This window comes from Ruegeria sp. YTSC325, from assembly GCF_059609525.1.
On record NZ_JBXWLY010000014.1, the window covers coordinates 100,860 to 118,556 of the forward strand.

The following is a 17,697-nucleotide window of genomic DNA, read 5'->3' on the forward strand; positions in this document are numbered from 1 at the left end:
GTATCCTGTATTGGGAAATACAATCTTGCTTTGGCCTGCGGGCTAGGCTTTGCTAGGTTCTGTTTTAAGGTTTCACTAAGGGTTACGAATGCCAAAGACTCTACCTCAGGCGATCATGCGGATTCCGCGTCTCAGCATGATATTTGCTCTTGCAACCGGTGGCAGTCTTGTCCTTTCGGACGCGGTGCTGGCCCAAAGCGCGTCGAATTTGGCACCGTCAACATTTCAGCCGCAAAATCAACGCAATACGGGCCCTGTTACTGTCGCCAGAGACCCTGGCGCGCCGGTTCCCGAAGGTGCGGACAAATTGTTTGTGACAGTCGGGCGCGTGGATATTGAAGGCGCTCTGCCGCAAATGGAGGCTGCCAATGCCGCCTTTATTGAACGACTGACGGGAAAGCGTGTTGCTGCCTCTGAAATTTTTGCGGCCACAAATCGCCTTGAAAGCGCGTATAGCAATGCCGGTTTTGTTCTAAGTCGGGTAGTTCTGCCGCAGCAAACTTTGCGAGATGGTGGAACGTTACGGATCGTTGTAGTCGACGGGTTCGTCGAGCGTATTGACGCAACAAAAGTTCCGGAAGAGGTCCGGGACCGCGTGGTCAAGATTACCCAGCCGTTAATCAACAAGCGTGGCATCAAACTGCAGCAGATCGAGCGCGCCTTGCTACTTGCAGGTGATACGTTCGGAGTTCGCTTGGCGTCGACTTTGTCGGCAGGTGACAGTAATGGCGGCACCGTTCTGACTTTGGACGGAGAGTTCAAGGAATTTACCGGTTCATATGGGTTCGACAATACACTTTCAGACGATCTTGGTCCGTTGAATCTGAGCCTTGGACTTGAGTTCAATGGCCTGCTGGATCTGGGTGAGACATTCTATTTTAACCTGGGTGGGTCTCCGACGCGGTTTTTCTCGGGTGACCCTGAGTATCGGATTTTGGCTGCAGGTGCGGTATTCCCGATCGGGTATGATGGCTTTACGATTAACGCCGAGGTGACCTCTAGCGAAGCGCGCCCCGACACGGATTTTTTACCTAACGAAAGCGAGTTCGAACGGTTTTCGCTGCGGTTCTATTATCCGTGGATTAGATCCAGGAAAGTTAATCTTTCGTCGCAACTGATCCTGGATCGTATCAGCGATACGCAGAACCTGTTGGTCGGTCCCTTTGAGATTCCGGTCTTTGACGACGATATCAGCGTGCTGCGCGCCACTTTGGATGGCACACGCGCCTATGATAATGGTGGCTTCCTGCGCGGGAGTGTTGTGCTTTCAAGGGGTTTGGACATCCTCGGCGCGCGAACCTCGGTCGGCCCCGGAGAAACTCCATTCTCGCGACAGGACGCTGAACCGGAATTTACGAAACTCGTACTGTCTGGCCAGTATCAGCGTCCTTTGAATGCCAACTGGTCGTTGGCTTTGAACGGCCGAATTCAAACCAGCTTCGGGGACGCTCTGGTGACGTCCGAACAATTCAGTATCGCAAGCACCAGCGAATTGTCGACCTTTGATGCGGGTTCGTTGCGTGGCGATGACGGATGGGTCGTGCGGTCCGAAGTGGGTCGATCGCAGCGGGTCGAAGTGGCTGGGTTGCCGCTGATCCTGAAGCCTTATGTATTTGGTGCTTACGGCGAATTGGGAATAGAACAACCTACGGTTTTTGAGCAAAGCACGACTACGGCCTACGCCTATGGGATCGGTGCTGATTTGATTGCAATTGAAGACTCGACCTACAAGTCGGGATCGTTACGAGTTGAATATGGGAGAGGTGAACGCGATGACCTGGGGGCAGACGAAAACCGCTTCACTATTGTTGCAAGCCGCAGATTTTAGGGCTCGCGCCACAGTGATCCGCGGCGCAATTTTGACAGCCACGGCAACGCTATGGGGCACGACAGCTCTGGCACAAACGCTGCCCAATGGCGGAACCGTGGCGGCGGGAACTGTTACGATTGCGCAACCCAGCGGCAACCAGCTGGACATTACGCAGGGGTCGGGCGCGGCCGTAGTGAATTGGAACGGGTTTTCGATCGGTTCTGGCTCGACAGTTAATTTCTTCCAGCCCGGGCAAGAAAGCGTGATTTTGAACCGGGTGACAGGGGATACTACCAGCGCAATTCTCGGCCAGTTGAATGCCAATGGTCAGGTGTTTCTGGTTAACCCTAACGGTATCTTTATTGGCCCCAACGGCGCAGTCAATGCGGGTGGCTTCGTGGCCTCGACTCTGGATGTAACGGATGAAGATTTCCTTAACGGGCGCTATCGCTTTGCCGGAAATGGTAGTTCAGCCGCAGTGGAAAACGCGGGAACAATCTCGATTGTTCCGGGCGGGTATGCAGCGCTAATTGGTGGGCAAGTTTCCAATTCGGGCTTGATCCGTGTGCCTCTTGGCAAGGTAGGGCTTGGTGCGGGTGAACAAGTAACACTGGATATTTCTGGCGATGGCTTTTTGCAGGTCGCTGTTCCTTCGGATAGCGATGACGCCATGCTGGAGGCGTTGATTACCAATTCAGGGCGGATCGAAGCCAATGGCGGTTCTGTTCACCTCAAAGCGGCCAGTGCTCGGAATGCGGCGCGACAGGTAATCAACATGTCTGGCGTGATCGAGGCCCAATCGGTTGGCGGAGTATCCGGAGCTGTCGTTTTGGGTGGCAGCGGCGGCGGCGTTCGGGTCAGTGGCACGATCGATACGTCGGCTCAGGAAACACTTGTCGAAACGTCGCTGCGGCCAAAGGTGCGTACTCAGAACGGTGGGTCTATAACCATAACTGGTGAAGCGATCACGCTGGCAGGGGCCACGCTGACGTCCGACGGGGCGGGTGGTGGAGATGGTGGAACCATTCTGGTCGGTGGCGATTTTCAGGGTGGTGGCACACTCCCGACGGCGCAGACAACCTTCGTAGATGCGAGCACCAGTATCTCAGCCGACGGCGGAGACGAAGGTAATGGCGGTCGCGTTATTATCTGGTCCGATGACCTGACCGAGTTCCACGGCCAGATATCGGCCCGTGGCGGGGATACTGCGGGCGATGGCGGCTTTGTCGAGGTCTCGGGGCAGATCGATCTGGTGTATCGCGGTTTTACCGACCTGCGCGCTCCAAATGGGGAAACCGGAGATCTGTTGATCGATCCGGTGAACATAACGATTCCGGGTACGTTTACCGAAGCGGGTCTGGAAGCCCAGCTTGAATCTGCGGATGTGTTTCTGACTACGTCTGTGACCGGCACAGATGACGGCAATATCACGATCAACGCTGATATCGACTGGATGGCGGCAAATACGTTGTTCCTGATCGCGGATAACATGATCACGATCAACGGTGCGATCAACGCGGTCAACGGTGGGTTGTTGCTGAATGCAATGGGGGCGGTCGACGGAGTAGGCCGGATCACCACCGGCCCCGGCGGTAGCATAAGTGTAGCCACGTTCAACTTGGTTGCAGGGTTCTGGGATCAGGTTTCGGCCACGCTGCCCAGCTTTTTCGCGGGCGATTTCATCGTCTCGCCAAACGCCACATTCCTGCGCGCCACGGGCGGCAACGGGTCGGGCGCGAACCCGTTCCAGTTAACCGATATCTATGGTTTGCAGGGTCTCAACGGCTCTAGCCAAGCCTTTGCGCTGGTCAACGACATCGATGCCTCGCCCACGTCCAGCTGGTCATTTGGTTTTGTCCCTACAGATTTTTCAGGCACGCTTGAAGGTAACAGGTTTTCGATCAACAACCTGTTCATAGACAACGACTTCACCTTCGGCGGCCTTTTCGGCACTCTGGACGGTACCGTGCGTAACCTGAGTATCACGAATGCGGATATTACCGCTCAGGGTGGTGGCATACTTGCCGGTGAAAACCTTGGTACAATCTCGGGCGTTAGTGTGTCGGGCAGCTTCACCGGCAGTGACGACGTGACCGGCGGGCTGGTTGGCATTAACGATGGCGGTACAATCAGTGACAGTTTTTCGACTGCCAGTGTGACGGTTGATCCGATCGAGGCTGATTTCGTTTTGGTCGGTGGCTTGGTTGGAGAGAATTCTGGGGTCATTCAGCGTTCGTTCAGTAGTGGTTCGGTGACCGGACTTGGCTTTGGCGAGTTTATCATGGGCGGATTGGTCGGCGAGAACTTCGGTTCGATCGTTGACTCGAATTCCAACTCGGATGTCCGGGGGGTAAGCCAGTTTTCCAGCCCGATGGATACCGTAGCCGTCGGTGGTCTGGTCGGAATAAACAACGGTGGTTCGGTCACACGCAGCTATTCGAACGGCAGCGTGGATTTCTCCGGCAGCGACACTCCGATGTTGGGCGGATTGATTGGCAGTAATTCCGGGACCGTTACCGCATCTTTCTGGGACACGCAGAGTTCCGGGCAGAATAACAGCGCCGGTGGCACGGGACTGTCCACGTTCCAACTGAACGACACAGTGACGTTCTTCAACCTTGCTTCGGCACAAGGCTGGGACTTTGAAAACACCTGGGCTCCGGGATCGGGTGAGACAGGCCCGGCAAATTACACGACCTCGCCGGTTGTGTTTGCTATTCCCGACGATATCGCGGTTGTTGAGGGCGAACAGCCGCCCAATGCGACGACGGGCACGATTTTTGGTGGGCCTTCCGTTTACCTGTTTGGTCCCCCATCTGATTCTTTGGATACGTCCACAGTATTTGAGGGGTTGAACTTCATCGAAAACGACGATGGCACCACGACATTTACGCTGTCGACCTCGTTTTTGCTCAGCTCAGCCGAAATAGGATATCAAGTTGTGTCTTTGCCCGGTTCGGTTGTGACAGTAGTGGAGCCGATACCCGTTCCGCCCACACCCGAGGTAGAAGTTACTCCGACCGTTGATACCACTATAACCGGAGGCGGCGGAGGTGGTGGCACTGCCGTGACAACAGTCGCCGAGGCTGAAGCAACACTTGGGACTGTTGAAAACGTATCCGAGGAATTCGGAGGCGAGATCGCATCCTGTGCCAGCAGTGGTGAGAATGTCAGTGAATACCTGGCCTGTCTTGCCGAAGCGATGGATGACTATGCGTCCGAACTTGACGGTATCGTGAAGGGTTTGCCACCGGGGCTCGAATCCGTCGGTGACATCATTCGCGGCGCCAGCGCGGGTATCCGCGAGGCAGGTGACGAAGCCAATCGCCGCCTGTCGCTGGCCACTACCGCAGAAGAGCGCAACGCGATCCGCCGCGAGGCGGTACAGCAGGCGCGGCGGCAAATCCGTCAGGCCCAGCGTGAGATCCGCAAGGCCATCACGTTGATAAGAGCAACCGATCCCGAGCTTGCCATAGTTCAGAACCAACAGGTAGAAACGATTGTGGCAGCGGTCGGTCAGGCGGATATCGGACTGACCCGCGCCATCGGCCTTTGATACGTCGGAGAGTAGACCATTGGCTCTGAAACGGTGCTTCGCAGCGCTTTTCCTGATGCTGTTCAGTGCGACCATCGCTCTGGCGGACAAGCGGGTTGCGCTGATTATCGGCAATTCCGACTACGTGTCGGTTAGCCCGTTGGACAATCCGATCAATGATGCCTCTGATCTCGCCATCGCTTTGGAGGGGTTGGGGTTCGAGGTGTTTCTGGGCACCGACCTGACACGGGACGAGATGCTGTCGCTGGCGGAATCCTATGGCACGACTGCTGCGGATTCCGACGTATCGCTGCTGTTTTATGCCGGGCACGGGTTTCAGGTGAACGGGCGCAACTATTTGGTTCCTGTCGATGCGCAGATCACCAAGCCCGAAGACATCCCCGAGCAGACAATCCAGATGGAGGAATTCGTCAACCGGATGGAACGCTCGGATGGCATCCGTCTGGTGTTTCTGGATGCCTGCCGCGACAACCCATTCGAAGGAACGGGTTTGGAGGTCGGCGGCGAGGGGTTGGCTCGGGTCGGCAGCGCGGCGGATTTCATGTTCGCCTATGCGACGCAGCCGGACAACGTGGCCTATGACGGCACCGGCCGGAACAGCTTTTTCACCGAGGCGCTGCTGAGCCATATCTATACGCCGGGTCAGGACATTTCGGACCTGATGATCTCGGTGCGTAAGGACGTGCTGGCTTCGACAGGGGGACGTCAGATTCCGTGGGACAACTCATCCCTGACGCGGCAGTTCCGGTTCGACAACAGCCCTGTCACGGCGTCTGAGGAGACGCTGCTGTGGCAGGTTGCCGCCAATGCGCAGGATGCGTCCCTGATGCAGCTCTATATGGATCGCTACCCGCAAGGCGCGCATGTGAATGAGGTCGTGGCCTTTCTGGATCGGGCCGGGCAGGGGCAGACACTGACCCGCGCGGTAACGGTTGAGGACGCAGACGAACAGGCCGAACGCCTTTGGAAACTGGCACAGCGCAGCCGGATGCGCCCGCTGCTGGAGTTCTACCTTGAGCAATATCCCGACGGCGCCCATGCGGCACAGGCGCAGCGTCTGATCGCATCCATCCCGCGCCCCGAGGACAGCACACCCGGCGGCATATGTGAACGTTTGGCTACCCACCCGCGCGACCGCACGGCCAGCATCCCCGGCGTGCCCTTCAGCCGTCTTCAGGAAAACGCCCTGACCGCCATTCAGGCGTGCAGCGCTGCAGCGGCGCAGACGCCAGACCTGTCCCACTACGTGGCCCTGCTGGCGCGGGCTACGATTGCGGCAGGGGATGTGGACCGAGCGGTGACGCTTTACAAGCAGGCAGCCGAAGCGGGGGACTTGAGGGCCATGGTTTCTCTGGCGCAATTGCACGAGGGCGGCACCGGTGTTCCGCAAGATCAGGCCGCTGCGCTATCTCTGTATGAACAAGCCGCCCAAGGGGGCAGCTTTGATGCGATGATCAATCTTGCAGTGACACTGTTCGAGGGACAGATCGTTCCAAAGGATCAAGCGCGCGCAATTGCGCTGTTGCAACAGGCTGCGGATGGTGGGTCAGCCAAGGCGACTTTCAATCTGGGCGTTCTGGCTCAGGATGGGATAGCAGGCACTCCGGATCAGGCGCTTGGCTATTTCCAGCGCGCCGCACGTGAAGGCGAATATCAGGGCTATCTGGCAGCGGCGATCCTGCTGGACGAAGGGCGCGGCGTGCCCCGCGATCCGCTCGAAGCCGCGCGTATGCTTCTGCGTGGTGCTGCCGAGGATGACGGAGCGATCGTGAACCAACTGTCGCTGGCCTCGGACCAGTGGACGCGCGAGACGTTGATGGAAGTGCAAAAGCTGCTGCAAAAGGCCGGGTACTACAACAGTGCCATCGACGGTGTGCCGGGGCCGAATTTCATCTCGGCCCTGCAACAATGGCGCAGCGGCGGGTTCGATCCGATCATCCTGGCGGCGAACTGACGCCTCTAGTTCACCGGCACAAATTCGATCCGGCGGTTGCGGCGTTTGCCCTCAGCCGTGTCGTTCGAGGTCACGGGGCGGCTTTCGCCATAGCCTACGGTCACAAGACGTTCCGGCGCGATCCCCTGATTTACCAAATAGGCGTTCACCGCCTGCGCCCGCCGTTCGCTGAGCACACGGTTGGCGGTGTCTGAGCCATCGCTGTCAGTATGCCCGCCGATCTCGATTGTTAGTTCCGGGCAGCGGTTCACGATGTCATGCAGGTTCGTCAGCAGTGGGATAGAGTCTTCGGACAAGCGCGCGCTGCCCGATGAGAAATAGATGTTTCCGGTGCGGGACAGGATCTCCATCCGACCTTCACAGGCTTCGCGGTCCAGATTGCCCTTGGTCTCAAGCGCCGCAGCGCCGGGGGTGGCCGAGGCCGCGACCAGTTGCGGGGGCGTGCCCGCCTTCGCGCGGTCGAACACGAAGCCAAAGCTGACAAAACCGAAGGGCAGGATGTCAACGCCCGCGGCCTCTTGAAGCTTGCCGCGGCCTTCTTCCAAGTTGAAATCGGGCAGGGCGATGGCAATCGGTGTGGTGTTGGCCACGGCCACGCGGTCGTTGTCGACCAGAGTGATCGCAACCTGCGCAACGCCGTCCTTGGTCACACCGTGTAGCGACAGAGAATAGGGAAGGTCGATAATCTTGTGCCGCGCCTGATGCAGGTCGACCAGTTTTTCGGGAGGAAGCTGGGTGGTGATGATGGCCTCGGGGTATTTGAAGGTTTCAAAGAACAAAAACCGCATCCGCACGTTTCGCAGGTCGATCTTGGTGTCCACGCTGTCCATCTGCACCCGTATCTCGGCGGCACCATCGGGGCCGATCACGCCCGACAGGCTGGCGAAACCGCTGTTCTCTGCGACCGAGCTTTTCTTGACGGATAGAAATTGCAATTCCGAGGCGCCTGCATCCAACGTCCAGCCATGTTCAAACGGATCCGCGATTTGCGCCCATGCTGCGTTAGACAGCAAAATGATGGCTACAGCACAAATGCTTCGCATCAAGTTTGAGCCTGGCATGTGTGAACCTCTTCCTATGCTTGCTGGTCAATTCGGGATATGTCAGGCGATGGCCACAATAAAGTCAAATGACATATTTAAATATAATCAGGCTTACGTGATGCCATGGCGTCACGGGCGTGATAAAGGACCCGAAACAAAGGACCCGACGTGCTTCGCATTTTTTACTTTCTGATTGCGATGATTTCGATCTCGTGGGCCGCGCCGGCGATGGCCGAGCCGCGGATCGCATTGGTTATTGGCAATTCGGCTTATGCGTCGGTGTCGCCATTGGACAATCCGGTTAATGACGCCACGCTGATCTCGGCAAAACTTAAGGGCCTTGGGTTCGACGTTCGCAATTTGACTGACAGCACGCAGATCGAGATGAAGCGCGCCATTGCCCAGTTTGGTCGCGATCTGCGGCAGGGTGGCGAGGATGCGGTTGGGTTGTTCTACTATGCGGGCCACGGGGTGCAGTCCTTTGGATCGAACTATTTGCTGCCTGTCGATATCTCGCTGAGCGACCCCGCTGATCTTGATTTAATGGCGGTCGAGGCGCGTTCGGTCCTGCACCAGATGGCCTCGGCGCATAACAAGACCAATATCGTCATTCTGGATGCCTGCCGGAACAACCCGTTCGAAAATCTGGCCGATATGGATGACAACGGCCTGGCCGAGATGAAAGCCCCCACAGGCACATTTCTAGCCTATGCTACCGATCCCGGCGGCGTCGCACTGGATGGTGAGAAGGGTAACAGCCCGTTTACGTTGAGCTTGGCCGAACACATTGAAACGCCGGGTATGGCTATTGAGCACTTGTTCAAGAAAGTCCGCGTGGATGTTCTGGATCAGACCCGAGGGTTGCAAACGCCTTGGGATACCTCGTCCCTGACACAGGATTTTGCCTTCTCATCGCAGGTTCAGACGCCCACCGTCCAGACCCGAAGCGAAGAGGAGCTTTGGCAGGAGGCAACGACTTCGCGTGATCCGGTTCAGATCATGCTGTTTATGCGCGCCTATCCAGACAGCGCTTATGCTGCCGAAGCAAGCGATCTTTTGCAGACCGTTCTAGCCGAATCCTTTGGAACCGCGCCGCAACCCAAAGTGCCAGAGCAAACGGTGATCGAGGCAAATGAAACCGAACGCCTGATGTACGAACTGGCGTTGGCTGATGACACAGTCCACGCATATGAGGTCTATCTGCAGAGTTTCCCTGAAGGGGTGTTCTCGGGCAAAGCAGCCGATCGTTTGGCTGCCTTGAAATACGGTGAGGAAACCGTGACCCGTAAGACCGAGGCGGATGGTGAGTTGTCAGAAACAGGACCACCGGGCAACACCCCGATGACGCTCGATTCTGTACTGGATTTCGGCAACGACCATGTGCGCGGGCAAACGATTAACCAACTGGTGGCAGGCGCGCCACTGTTCCCTCCGATCGAGGGTTTGCCGGATGAGTTGTGGAAAGACCAGTCCTGTTCGAATTGCCACCAGTGGACGCCCGAGGACCTGTGCAATCAGGCCCAGACCTATGTCAACCGCCCCGAAGCCGGGAATGTCGCCAAGCAACACCCCTTTGGCGGCGGTTTGAAAGTCAACCTGCGCCGTTGGGCATTGGGCGGATGTCAGGGCTAAACGTTTAACCCGACAGTTTAGCTAAATCGGCGCTGAGTGCGCGCGCGTCCGAGATGCTTTTTTGCAGGGCCGTCAGTCTGGCTTCCGGCGTAGCCCCCCCAGGCGTGTCGTTCAAAACACGGTCGATGCGAGCCGCCGTTGCTGCGTCGCCTCCGCCAGTTGCGTCGCGTTGTTGTAGAATTTTGAGCTTGAGATTGGCCAGTTCAGATTCCGACGATCGAATTTGCGCAGCAAGCGCATCATTTCGTGCCTGCGCCGTGGCCACTTCCCCTTCGGCTGCGGTGATACGATCGTCGTAGGCACCGGTAGTAATTCCAGAAACACCGGCGAAGAACCCACCGTCTGCAGGATCAGTCGTGGTTTGGCACGCGGTAAGAAACAGGCAGGCTAGGGCGGTAAAGCGGATCATTCGTGCATCCGTCACAACGACGACGCCAGATCACTGGCGATCCCGCGCATCTGCATGATCTGGTTCGACAAAGCCGTAAGATCCGCATCTATTGGTGAAGTTGCCTGTCCGCGGGCAATTGTAAGAGAGCGGGCCTCGGTGAATTCGGCCTGTCGTTTGGCGGCACCGTCAATGGCCAGTTCCATCTGGGTCAAGTTTACGTTGGCTTCGGCCAGTTCTCTTTCGATCTGCGATGGGTCGGCCGTGCCTGCGGCGATGCTTGCGTTCAGTGCATCCAGTTCGGCTTTCTGTGCAGCCAGAACCTGGTTCATAACGGTTAATGTCGTCTGCATTTCAGTTGTGTTGCGATCCAGGTCTTTCTTGATCTGTCGCAAACGCGCCTCACGCCCTGCATAGCTGCGCTGGACGAAGGCGACGTAAGTCCCTGCTAAAGCCCCGGCGCCAAAACCGATCGAGATGCCTGTGCCCACATCATCACTTCCACCCAGACCAAAGCCGATCCCTCCGCCTACCGCGCCTCCGGCGACTGCGCCCTGCAGGATTGTCTTTTGCATGGCTGCCGCCTGTTTGACCAAATTGGCCTCGGCTTGTGTCATGCCCGAGGGGGTGGTTGCTGGAGCCGACGTCTGAGTGCTGTCGCCACAGGCCGCCAGGACTAAGGTCGCAACAACAAGGCTTGCACCTATTCGGGAGGGATAAGATCGGCCAGCCATTGGTAACTTCCTTTTCTGCTATCATCTGCTTGCGATACATGCCGTAGGAACAAGCCCGCGTCCTGCGTCAGTTGCGCATTGGCAAAATCGAGATTACGTGACCCTGATGCAGGATTGACAATCGAAGCATCAATGTCGGGTGGAAAAAAAATAACAGCACGGGCCAGTACCTCATCATAATAACTGCGGCTCTGGTCCAGACGGCGCAGGATAATCCCGCGCGACCGGTAGATGTCGTAGATATCACTGCGTGCCTGTTGCAAAACCGGCAATGCGTCTGCATTTGAACGGGCGATGTCTTCTATTTGCTTCAAAGCATCTTCGGCAATGGTCAGTGTGCGCTCGACGCTGCGAAGGGCTATAATGTCGGTGCGCAGCCTTTGCATCGTTGTGACCGCCAGATACACCGAAACCTGTGCCGCGTCTTCAAATAGCCGCTCCGGCGTGGCTGTTTCCGCAGCTGGCAAACCCCTCCTATAGCTGTCCAGTGCAGGGCCAAGGTCAGAAGACTGCGGTTCTTTGAGATGCCCCAATGCCATCAAGGCGGTCGCAAGCTTCTGAGGATCGGCTTGTGTGAATGTGGCACTGACCGGTGTCAGCGGAGTCGCCGCCGGCGTTTCAAGGGATGCCAGCTGTTCTCGGGCAAATGTGGCAAACAACCCATCGGGATAGGTTTTCAAGTAAGTTTTGAATTCCCGGCTGTCCGAACTGGAAGAGATACGTCTCCAATGTTCCAGATCGGCAGTGATTTCGTCTTTGGGCGAACTGTTGGGCAGGCCGGGTGCAAAACTGTGTTCGTCCAGCACAGATTCCTCGACCCAAGGGATCTGGCGCCCATCGGTTTCCAAAACCACTTGCTGGCGGACACGACCCAACATCAGTCGAACGTCCAGGTCCGGCGTCGCAATATGGTCCAGTAGCCCATTGGTGAAAACGCTGTTCTTTCCTTGCCCGTCATACGCCACGTTTCCTGGGTCTGTCGCGTAGGCTATCAACAAACCCGCTCCGCCACGCATTCTGACAAGGCCATGTTCGACGAGGCCCTTGTCGGAAAACGGATTGTTACGGCAGGCATCCAAAAGCAGGACGCCGACATCGGGCCCGGCCTTGGTCATAACGTCCCGCACTCGGTCCAGCGTGATCGAACTTCGTTTTAGTGCCTGCAGGCTATTTCCGTTGAAATCGGTGCCGATCAGGTAATTTGCCCCGCCGATCTGTACCCCATGCCCGGCATAGAAGAACACGGCCATCTTAGCGCCCTTTGAGATAGCACCAAACTTGTCTACCGCCTCTTGCATGGTTCGTGCGTTTTGGTTTGTGGCCTGAATGACCGTGAAACCAAGCTCTTGCAACGTGTTGCCCAAAGCTTCGACATCGTTGCCGGGATTGCGCAGTGACATTTCCTGCGTGGCATAGTCCGAATTGCCAATCAATAATGCGACGCGATCGGCTGCGTAGGATTGTGCCGCACTCAAAGCCAAACACAGTAGAATGATGGGTATTCCGATGGTCATGCGGGTCTGGCACATGATTTCACGATAGCCCAACAGATGAACAGATAACAATCTGATTTGGGACGCTCAGTCACCGGGGTTCGGTTAGGCGTTTTTGTCCGGGCAGTGTTTGTTGAGAGCAGCCGAGAGGGTTTGCTGAAAGCCGTGCGTCAATAATATGCGCGCGTCCTGTTGCATCATTTTATTGGCCGGCATTTAGGGCTGTAGCGGCAGGCTTGTTAAACATAGACTAGGTCGACTTGTACAGACATTGATCCTGCGGAAAAGTTATGTTTTCCGATAGTAGTGTTGGGAACCACTATCCAGTCCTTAGTCGGTTTCTGGAGCGAGGGCATCGTAGATTTTCTGACCTTCTTCGGATTGAAAAAAACCCTTGCGACCCAAAAGCCAATATCCACTGGAGGAGGTAGCCTCGTACTGGGAAAGTTGAACAAGACTGCCGGCGTTCAGGTGGCCTTGTAAAACGCCGTGCCACCCCAGTGCGATCCCTGATCCTGCCAGCGCCAGATGTAGCGCCATACCATGATCGTTTACGATGATCCGGTTGTCCAAGAAGTTCCAGTTCTCGGAACTGGCCCCAAGCCAGGATTGCCAGTCCAACCAGCGGTGCTCGGTGTCTTCCAGTTCGATGAAGGGAACGCCTCCGGTTTCGATCCGGTCCTTCAATTTAAGAATCTGCCGGGCGACGCTGGGCGACGCGACCGGGAAAACACGTTCCCGGATCAACAGGCGGGACTCGAACCCGGGCCAGTATCCGTCTCCGAATGCAATCCAGCAATTTGCCTCTTCTCGAAACAAGTCAGCATCCGTTACTAGCGTTACGACTTTGGTGCGCACGTTTAGGTGTTTGGAAAGTGCCGGTAGGCGGGGTGACACCCAATGCGCGGCGACACCGGCATACGTTGCGATCGTCCAGACCTGCTTTTGATCGGCACGTCGAATCCGGGCCGATGTCTCGCGGATTCCATCAAAAGCTCGTGAAACCGAGTGAAACAAATCATGCGCTGGCGGTGTGGGCTCAAGCTTGCCGTTTTTTCGCAGGAAAAGACGAGTCCCCAAGTCTTCTTCTAACTGTTTGATTTGATAACTTATTGCTGGCTGTTGGACGTTCAGGGCATCGGCGGCCCTAGTAAAGTTACCCAGAATGTAGACTTCTTCGAAGGCGCGCAGGCCTTTGAGTGTCGGTGTACGTCGTGACATTGAAAAATTCGATACCCCTTAAAAATTTTTCCATATTTTACAGAATCCGCATTCTAATTAAACAACGCGGACCAGAAATTAGTCAGACAGAAAAAGACACAATGCGCCAGAAGTGATCCGGGTTGGTTTCCAAAAAGTTAACTACGTCTTCTCGTGGCGTGTGGTGGCTTGACGGGTTCCTGTTTCGGCGCTGACAGTGCCACTGAGCTTTCTTCCTGAACGTTCTGAGCCGCCAACAGTTGGCGGCAAGCTAAAAAACTGATCTGGTCGTTTGGGAGGAAAGGCCATGCAGCACAACTATGACGCATTGGCGCAAAATGCAGCGAACTTTGTACCGCTTTCACCGCTTTCGTTTTTGTCGCGGGCAAACTCGGTCCATCGAGACCGTGTCGCGGTTATCTATGGGGATGTTCGCCGCAATTGGAGCGATATAGCCACTCGGGCGAGTGCTGTTGCAAGCGGCTTGAAGGCGTTGGGTTTGTCCAAGGGCGACACGATTTCTATCCTAAGCCCGAACATCCCGGAATTGTTCGAGCTTCATTTCGCCATCCCGCTGATGGGCGCGGTTCTCAACACGCTCAATACACGGTTGGAAGCCGAAACGATCGCTTACATTCTGGATCATGCAGATACCAAACTGGTGATTGTTGATCGTGAGTTCGTTCCCCTCCTGTCGCAGGCTTTCGAGCGGCTTGGCCGCACGGTCCCAGTGGTCGAGATCAACGATGTGAATGCGCCAAGGTCCGACACGTTGGGTGGCAGAAACTACGAGGACCTCGCCGCTGCTCCTGTCGATCCTGATCTGTTGGTCTCGCCAGCCAGTGAATGGGATGCGATCGCTCTGAATTACACGTCGGGCACATCGGGGCGCCCGAAGGGCGTCGTGTATCACCACCGCGGTGCGTATCTGATGGCTTTAGGTACTGTTGCCGCTTGGGAAATGCCGCACTATCCGATCTATCTGTCTGTGGTCCCGATGTTCCATTGTAATGGCTGGGGCCATCCGTGGATGATGGCTATTCTGGGCGGAACCAAGGTTTTCACGCGGACGCCCGCAGCAGACAAAGTTCTGGACGCGATCCGGACCCATGGTGTCACCCACTTAGGAGCAGCGCCTATCGTACTTCAGATGATCGCGGAGCACGAAGATACCGATGCCGCGCCGTTTGATCCCTCAATTCGTGTCCTTACCGCTGGTGCGCCGCCGCCGCCTTCTGTCTTGGAAAAGACCAAGGCGATGGGTCTGGACGTCATGCAGGTATACGGCCTGACCGAAACATATGGCCATATCTCGCAGTGCTTGTGGCAGGATGACTGGGATCACAAGCACCCCGAGGAGCAAGCCCAGCTGCAAGCCCAGCAGGGTATCGCTTTCCCAATGGTCGAAGATGTGACGGTTCTGGATAGCGAGACCGGGCAAGAAGTTCCGCGCGACGGCGAAACGCAAGGCGAGATTGCCATTCGGGGCAACACGGTGATGAAGGGGTATTACAAAGATCCCGAAGCCACGGCCAAGGCGTTCAAGGATGGATGGTTCTGGTCTGGTGATGCCGCCGTTATTCAACCGGACGGCTATATCCAAATACGCGACCGGTTGAAGGATGTGATTATCTCGGGGGGCGAAAACATCTCGTCGGTCGAGGTTGAGGCCGTGTTGTTCCGCCACCCGGCAGTTCAAGCAGCGGCGGTTGTTGCCAAGGCTGACCCGAAATGGGGGGAAGTGCCATGTGCATTTGTTGAACTGCGCTCGGGTCACGAGGCTGACGAAGCAGAAATCATCAGCTTTTGTCGCGCAAATCTGGCTGGGTTCAAGACTCCTAAATCGGTGATCTTCGCTGAGTTGCCCAAGACATCGACCGGAAAGATCCAGAAATTCCAGCTGCGGGAAACCGCCAAAGCCGCAAAGGAGTAGATGGATACAGTCACACCGGAAGCACGTTTGCGCGATCAACGCTCTGAGGCGCGAAAAACGGGTTTAGGGTGAGAGACACTCGAACACAAAACACCGCTCGATACACAAGACGGAGACCTAGGTGCCGGGCGGATCGTGCTTAATGACCACCTAATTTAAGTGCGAACTTTACGAAATCACGGAGGAGAAACATAAATGGCAAAAGAACCACCACTGATGGAGTTGCCCATCGAAGTCAGCGAAGGCGGCTTTTATGATGGCTTCAGCAAAGACGTCACCATCGCGTCAAAAATCCTAGTCGGTGCGCTGATCTTCTGGGCGATTGCCTTCCCAGAGAACGCATCGAGTGTTTTGGGCGCAATGAACAGCTTCCTGCTGTCGAACTTTGCGGCCTGGTACACGTGGGTCGTGGCGTTCTTCATCATCGTCTGTGTGGTGCTGGCGCTGATCCCGTCGACTGGCCGTCTGAAAATGGGCCTGCCCGGTGACAAACCCGAGTTTTCAAGCTTTTCCTGGTTCTCGATGATGTTCGGGGCGGGGATTGGCATCGGAATGCTGACGTTTGCAACCGCAGAGCCTATGTACCACTTTGCCAATAACCCCGAGGTTATTCAGGGTCTGGCAGAAGGGTCGTCGGCTGATAACGTTCGCAATGCCTATAAGTGGTCGTTCCTGCATTGGGGCTTCTCGGCTTGGGCGTGCTATGCGCTGGTTGGCTTGTCGCTGGGGTATTTCTCGTACCGCCGCAACCTGCCGCTGACCATTCGCTCGGGTCTGGCACCGCTGTTCGGCAGTGCGCTGTCGGGTAAGCTGGGCCACGCGATCGACATCGTTGCCGTTGTTGCCACCATTCTGGGCGTCGCGCAGACGCTGGGCTTTGGCGTTGAACAGTTCGTCGCCGGTCTGCACCGGATTGGTGTTGGCGATTGGTTGTTGAATGAAGATGGGAAAGCCACCACTGCTGCCATCGTTGTTGCTCTGCTGGTCATCATGGGTGCGTCCACCTTGTCTGCTCTGTCGGGCGTCGGCAAAGGCATCAAATGGCTGTCGAACATCAACATGGGCCTCAGCTTCTTCCTGCTGGCCTTCTTCTTGATCTTCGGCTCGGCTCTGTTCGGCCTGCAAGCACTGTTTGTCGGCTTGTTCGACTATATCGTGGCGTTGCCGGGTATGCTGTTCAACGTCTGGAAAGCTGATGGTACCGAAACTGGCGATGCGCTGGCCAGCTGGCAGGGAGGATGGTCCGTCTTCTACTGGGCCTGGTGGATCGCATTTGCACCATTCGTGGGTGTGTTCCTGGCGCGTATCTCGCGCGGGCGGACCGTTCGTGAATACGTGCTGGGTGCGATCATCATCCCCTCGATGATGTGCTTCGTCTGGTTCACCATCGTTGGTGGCACCGCCATCGACCTGACCCTGAACGGCACCGCTGGTGATGCGATTTCGGGTGCCGGTCAGCAGGCACAGCTGTTTGCGATGCTGGACGTGATCCTGTCGTCTGGCTTTGCCTGGGTAATGGCGGTAATTGTTGTGATCCTGCTGCTGACCTATCTGGTCACTTCGGCAGACTCGGCTGTTCTGATCGTGAACACCATCAACTCGGGCGGTGACGAAGGCCCCAAAGGCCGTCCGCACATCATCTTCTGGGGCACGGCTCTGGCGTTGGTTGTGGGTGCCTTGTTGATCATCGGTGGACTGGGCGCGATCCAAACCGCGATGGTGATTGGGGCGCTGCCGTTCAGCCTGGTGATGGCGCTGATGGGTGTTGCACTGATTAAGGGCATCATCCGTGACAGTCGCCGTGAAAAGCTGGGCGTGACCAGCGTTCACGCCGCTGAACCGGCCGAGTAAGGTCTGAAAAATCGGGGCGGGCGCGTAAAAACGCCCGCCCTTTTTTTGTGCCCGCCCTTTCGCGGGCCCCAGAATTCGTTAGATGTTTGACCCAGACAAAAAG

Annotated in this window: 11 protein-coding genes; 6 read left to right on the plus strand and 5 right to left on the minus strand. The window is 56.5% G+C overall.

What is annotated here, in order from left to right:
* The first annotated feature begins 88 nt into the window (after positions 1-88).
* Genes AC2FF7_RS17980 through AC2FF7_RS17990 form a run of 3 tightly spaced genes read left to right on the plus strand, consistent with a single transcriptional unit; the run spans position 89 to position 7,320 of the window.
* On the plus strand, positions 89-1,828 hold the full coding sequence (locus tag AC2FF7_RS17980; RefSeq protein ID WP_496906079.1) for a ShlB/FhaC/HecB family hemolysin secretion/activation protein: 1,740 nt from the start codon (positions 89-91) through the stop codon (positions 1,826-1,828).
* Positions 1,755-5,366 (plus strand): two-partner secretion domain-containing protein, encoded by a 3,612-nt coding sequence (locus AC2FF7_RS17985; RefSeq protein WP_496906080.1) that lies wholly within the window; start codon positions 1,755-1,757, stop codon positions 5,364-5,366. Before AC2FF7_RS17980 ends, AC2FF7_RS17985 begins: the two co-directional genes overlap by 74 nt.
* A 19-nt stretch (positions 5,367-5,385) precedes the next feature.
* Positions 5,386-7,320 (plus strand): caspase family protein, encoded by a 1,935-nt coding sequence (locus AC2FF7_RS17990; protein ID WP_480869794.1) that lies wholly within the window; start codon positions 5,386-5,388, stop codon positions 7,318-7,320.
* A 5-nt stretch (positions 7,321-7,325) separates the two neighbouring features.
* Here AC2FF7_RS17990 and AC2FF7_RS17995 read toward each other — a convergent pair whose 3' ends face one another.
* Positions 7,326-8,381, minus strand: a complete 1,056-nt coding sequence (locus tag AC2FF7_RS17995) for an OmpA family protein (RefSeq protein WP_496906081.1) — start codon at positions 8,379-8,381, stop codon at positions 7,326-7,328.
* Between the two features lie 150 nt (positions 8,382-8,531).
* On the opposite strand from AC2FF7_RS17995, the gene AC2FF7_RS18000 reads away from it, so the two are divergent.
* Positions 8,532-9,995, plus strand: coding sequence for a caspase family protein (locus AC2FF7_RS18000; protein WP_480869790.1), 1,464 nt, complete (start codon positions 8,532-8,534; stop codon positions 9,993-9,995).
* Positions 9,996-9,999: 4 nt separating this feature from the next.
* Here AC2FF7_RS18000 and AC2FF7_RS18005 read toward each other — a convergent pair whose 3' ends face one another.
* The 4 genes from AC2FF7_RS18005 to AC2FF7_RS18020 form a co-directional block, all read right to left on the minus strand.
* Positions 10,000-10,404: a hypothetical protein gene (locus AC2FF7_RS18005; RefSeq protein ID WP_480869788.1), complete on the minus strand. Its 405-nt coding sequence runs from the start codon at positions 10,402-10,404 to the stop codon at positions 10,000-10,002.
* Positions 10,405-10,415: 11 nt separating this feature from the next.
* Positions 10,416-11,117 carry a hypothetical protein gene (locus tag AC2FF7_RS18010; RefSeq protein ID WP_480869786.1) on the minus strand — a complete coding sequence of 234 codons (702 nt, stop codon included), beginning with the start codon at positions 11,115-11,117 and terminating at the stop codon, positions 10,416-10,418.
* Complete coding sequence (locus AC2FF7_RS18015) at positions 11,087-12,631, minus strand: caspase family protein (RefSeq protein WP_496906082.1); 1,545 nt, start codon at positions 12,629-12,631, stop codon at positions 11,087-11,089. Before AC2FF7_RS18015 ends, AC2FF7_RS18010 begins: the two co-directional genes overlap by 31 nt.
* Before the next feature lie 309 nt (positions 12,632-12,940).
* Positions 12,941-13,831 carry a LysR family transcriptional regulator gene (locus AC2FF7_RS18020; protein ID WP_480869782.1) on the minus strand — a complete coding sequence of 297 codons (891 nt, stop codon included), beginning with the start codon at positions 13,829-13,831 and terminating at the stop codon, positions 12,941-12,943.
* A 286-nt stretch (positions 13,832-14,117) separates the two neighbouring features.
* Here AC2FF7_RS18020 and AC2FF7_RS18025 point away from each other — a divergent pair, with 286 nt between their 5' ends.
* Both AC2FF7_RS18025 and AC2FF7_RS18030 read left to right on the plus strand, forming a co-directional pair.
* Positions 14,118-15,743 carry an AMP-binding protein gene (locus tag AC2FF7_RS18025; RefSeq protein ID WP_496906083.1) on the plus strand — a complete coding sequence of 542 codons (1,626 nt, stop codon included), beginning with the start codon at positions 14,118-14,120 and terminating at the stop codon, positions 15,741-15,743.
* Between the two features lie 195 nt (positions 15,744-15,938).
* Positions 15,939-17,594 carry a BCCT family transporter gene (locus AC2FF7_RS18030; protein ID WP_170356405.1) on the plus strand — a complete coding sequence of 552 codons (1,656 nt, stop codon included), beginning with the start codon at positions 15,939-15,941 and terminating at the stop codon, positions 17,592-17,594.
* Positions 17,595-17,697 lie beyond the last annotated feature (103 nt).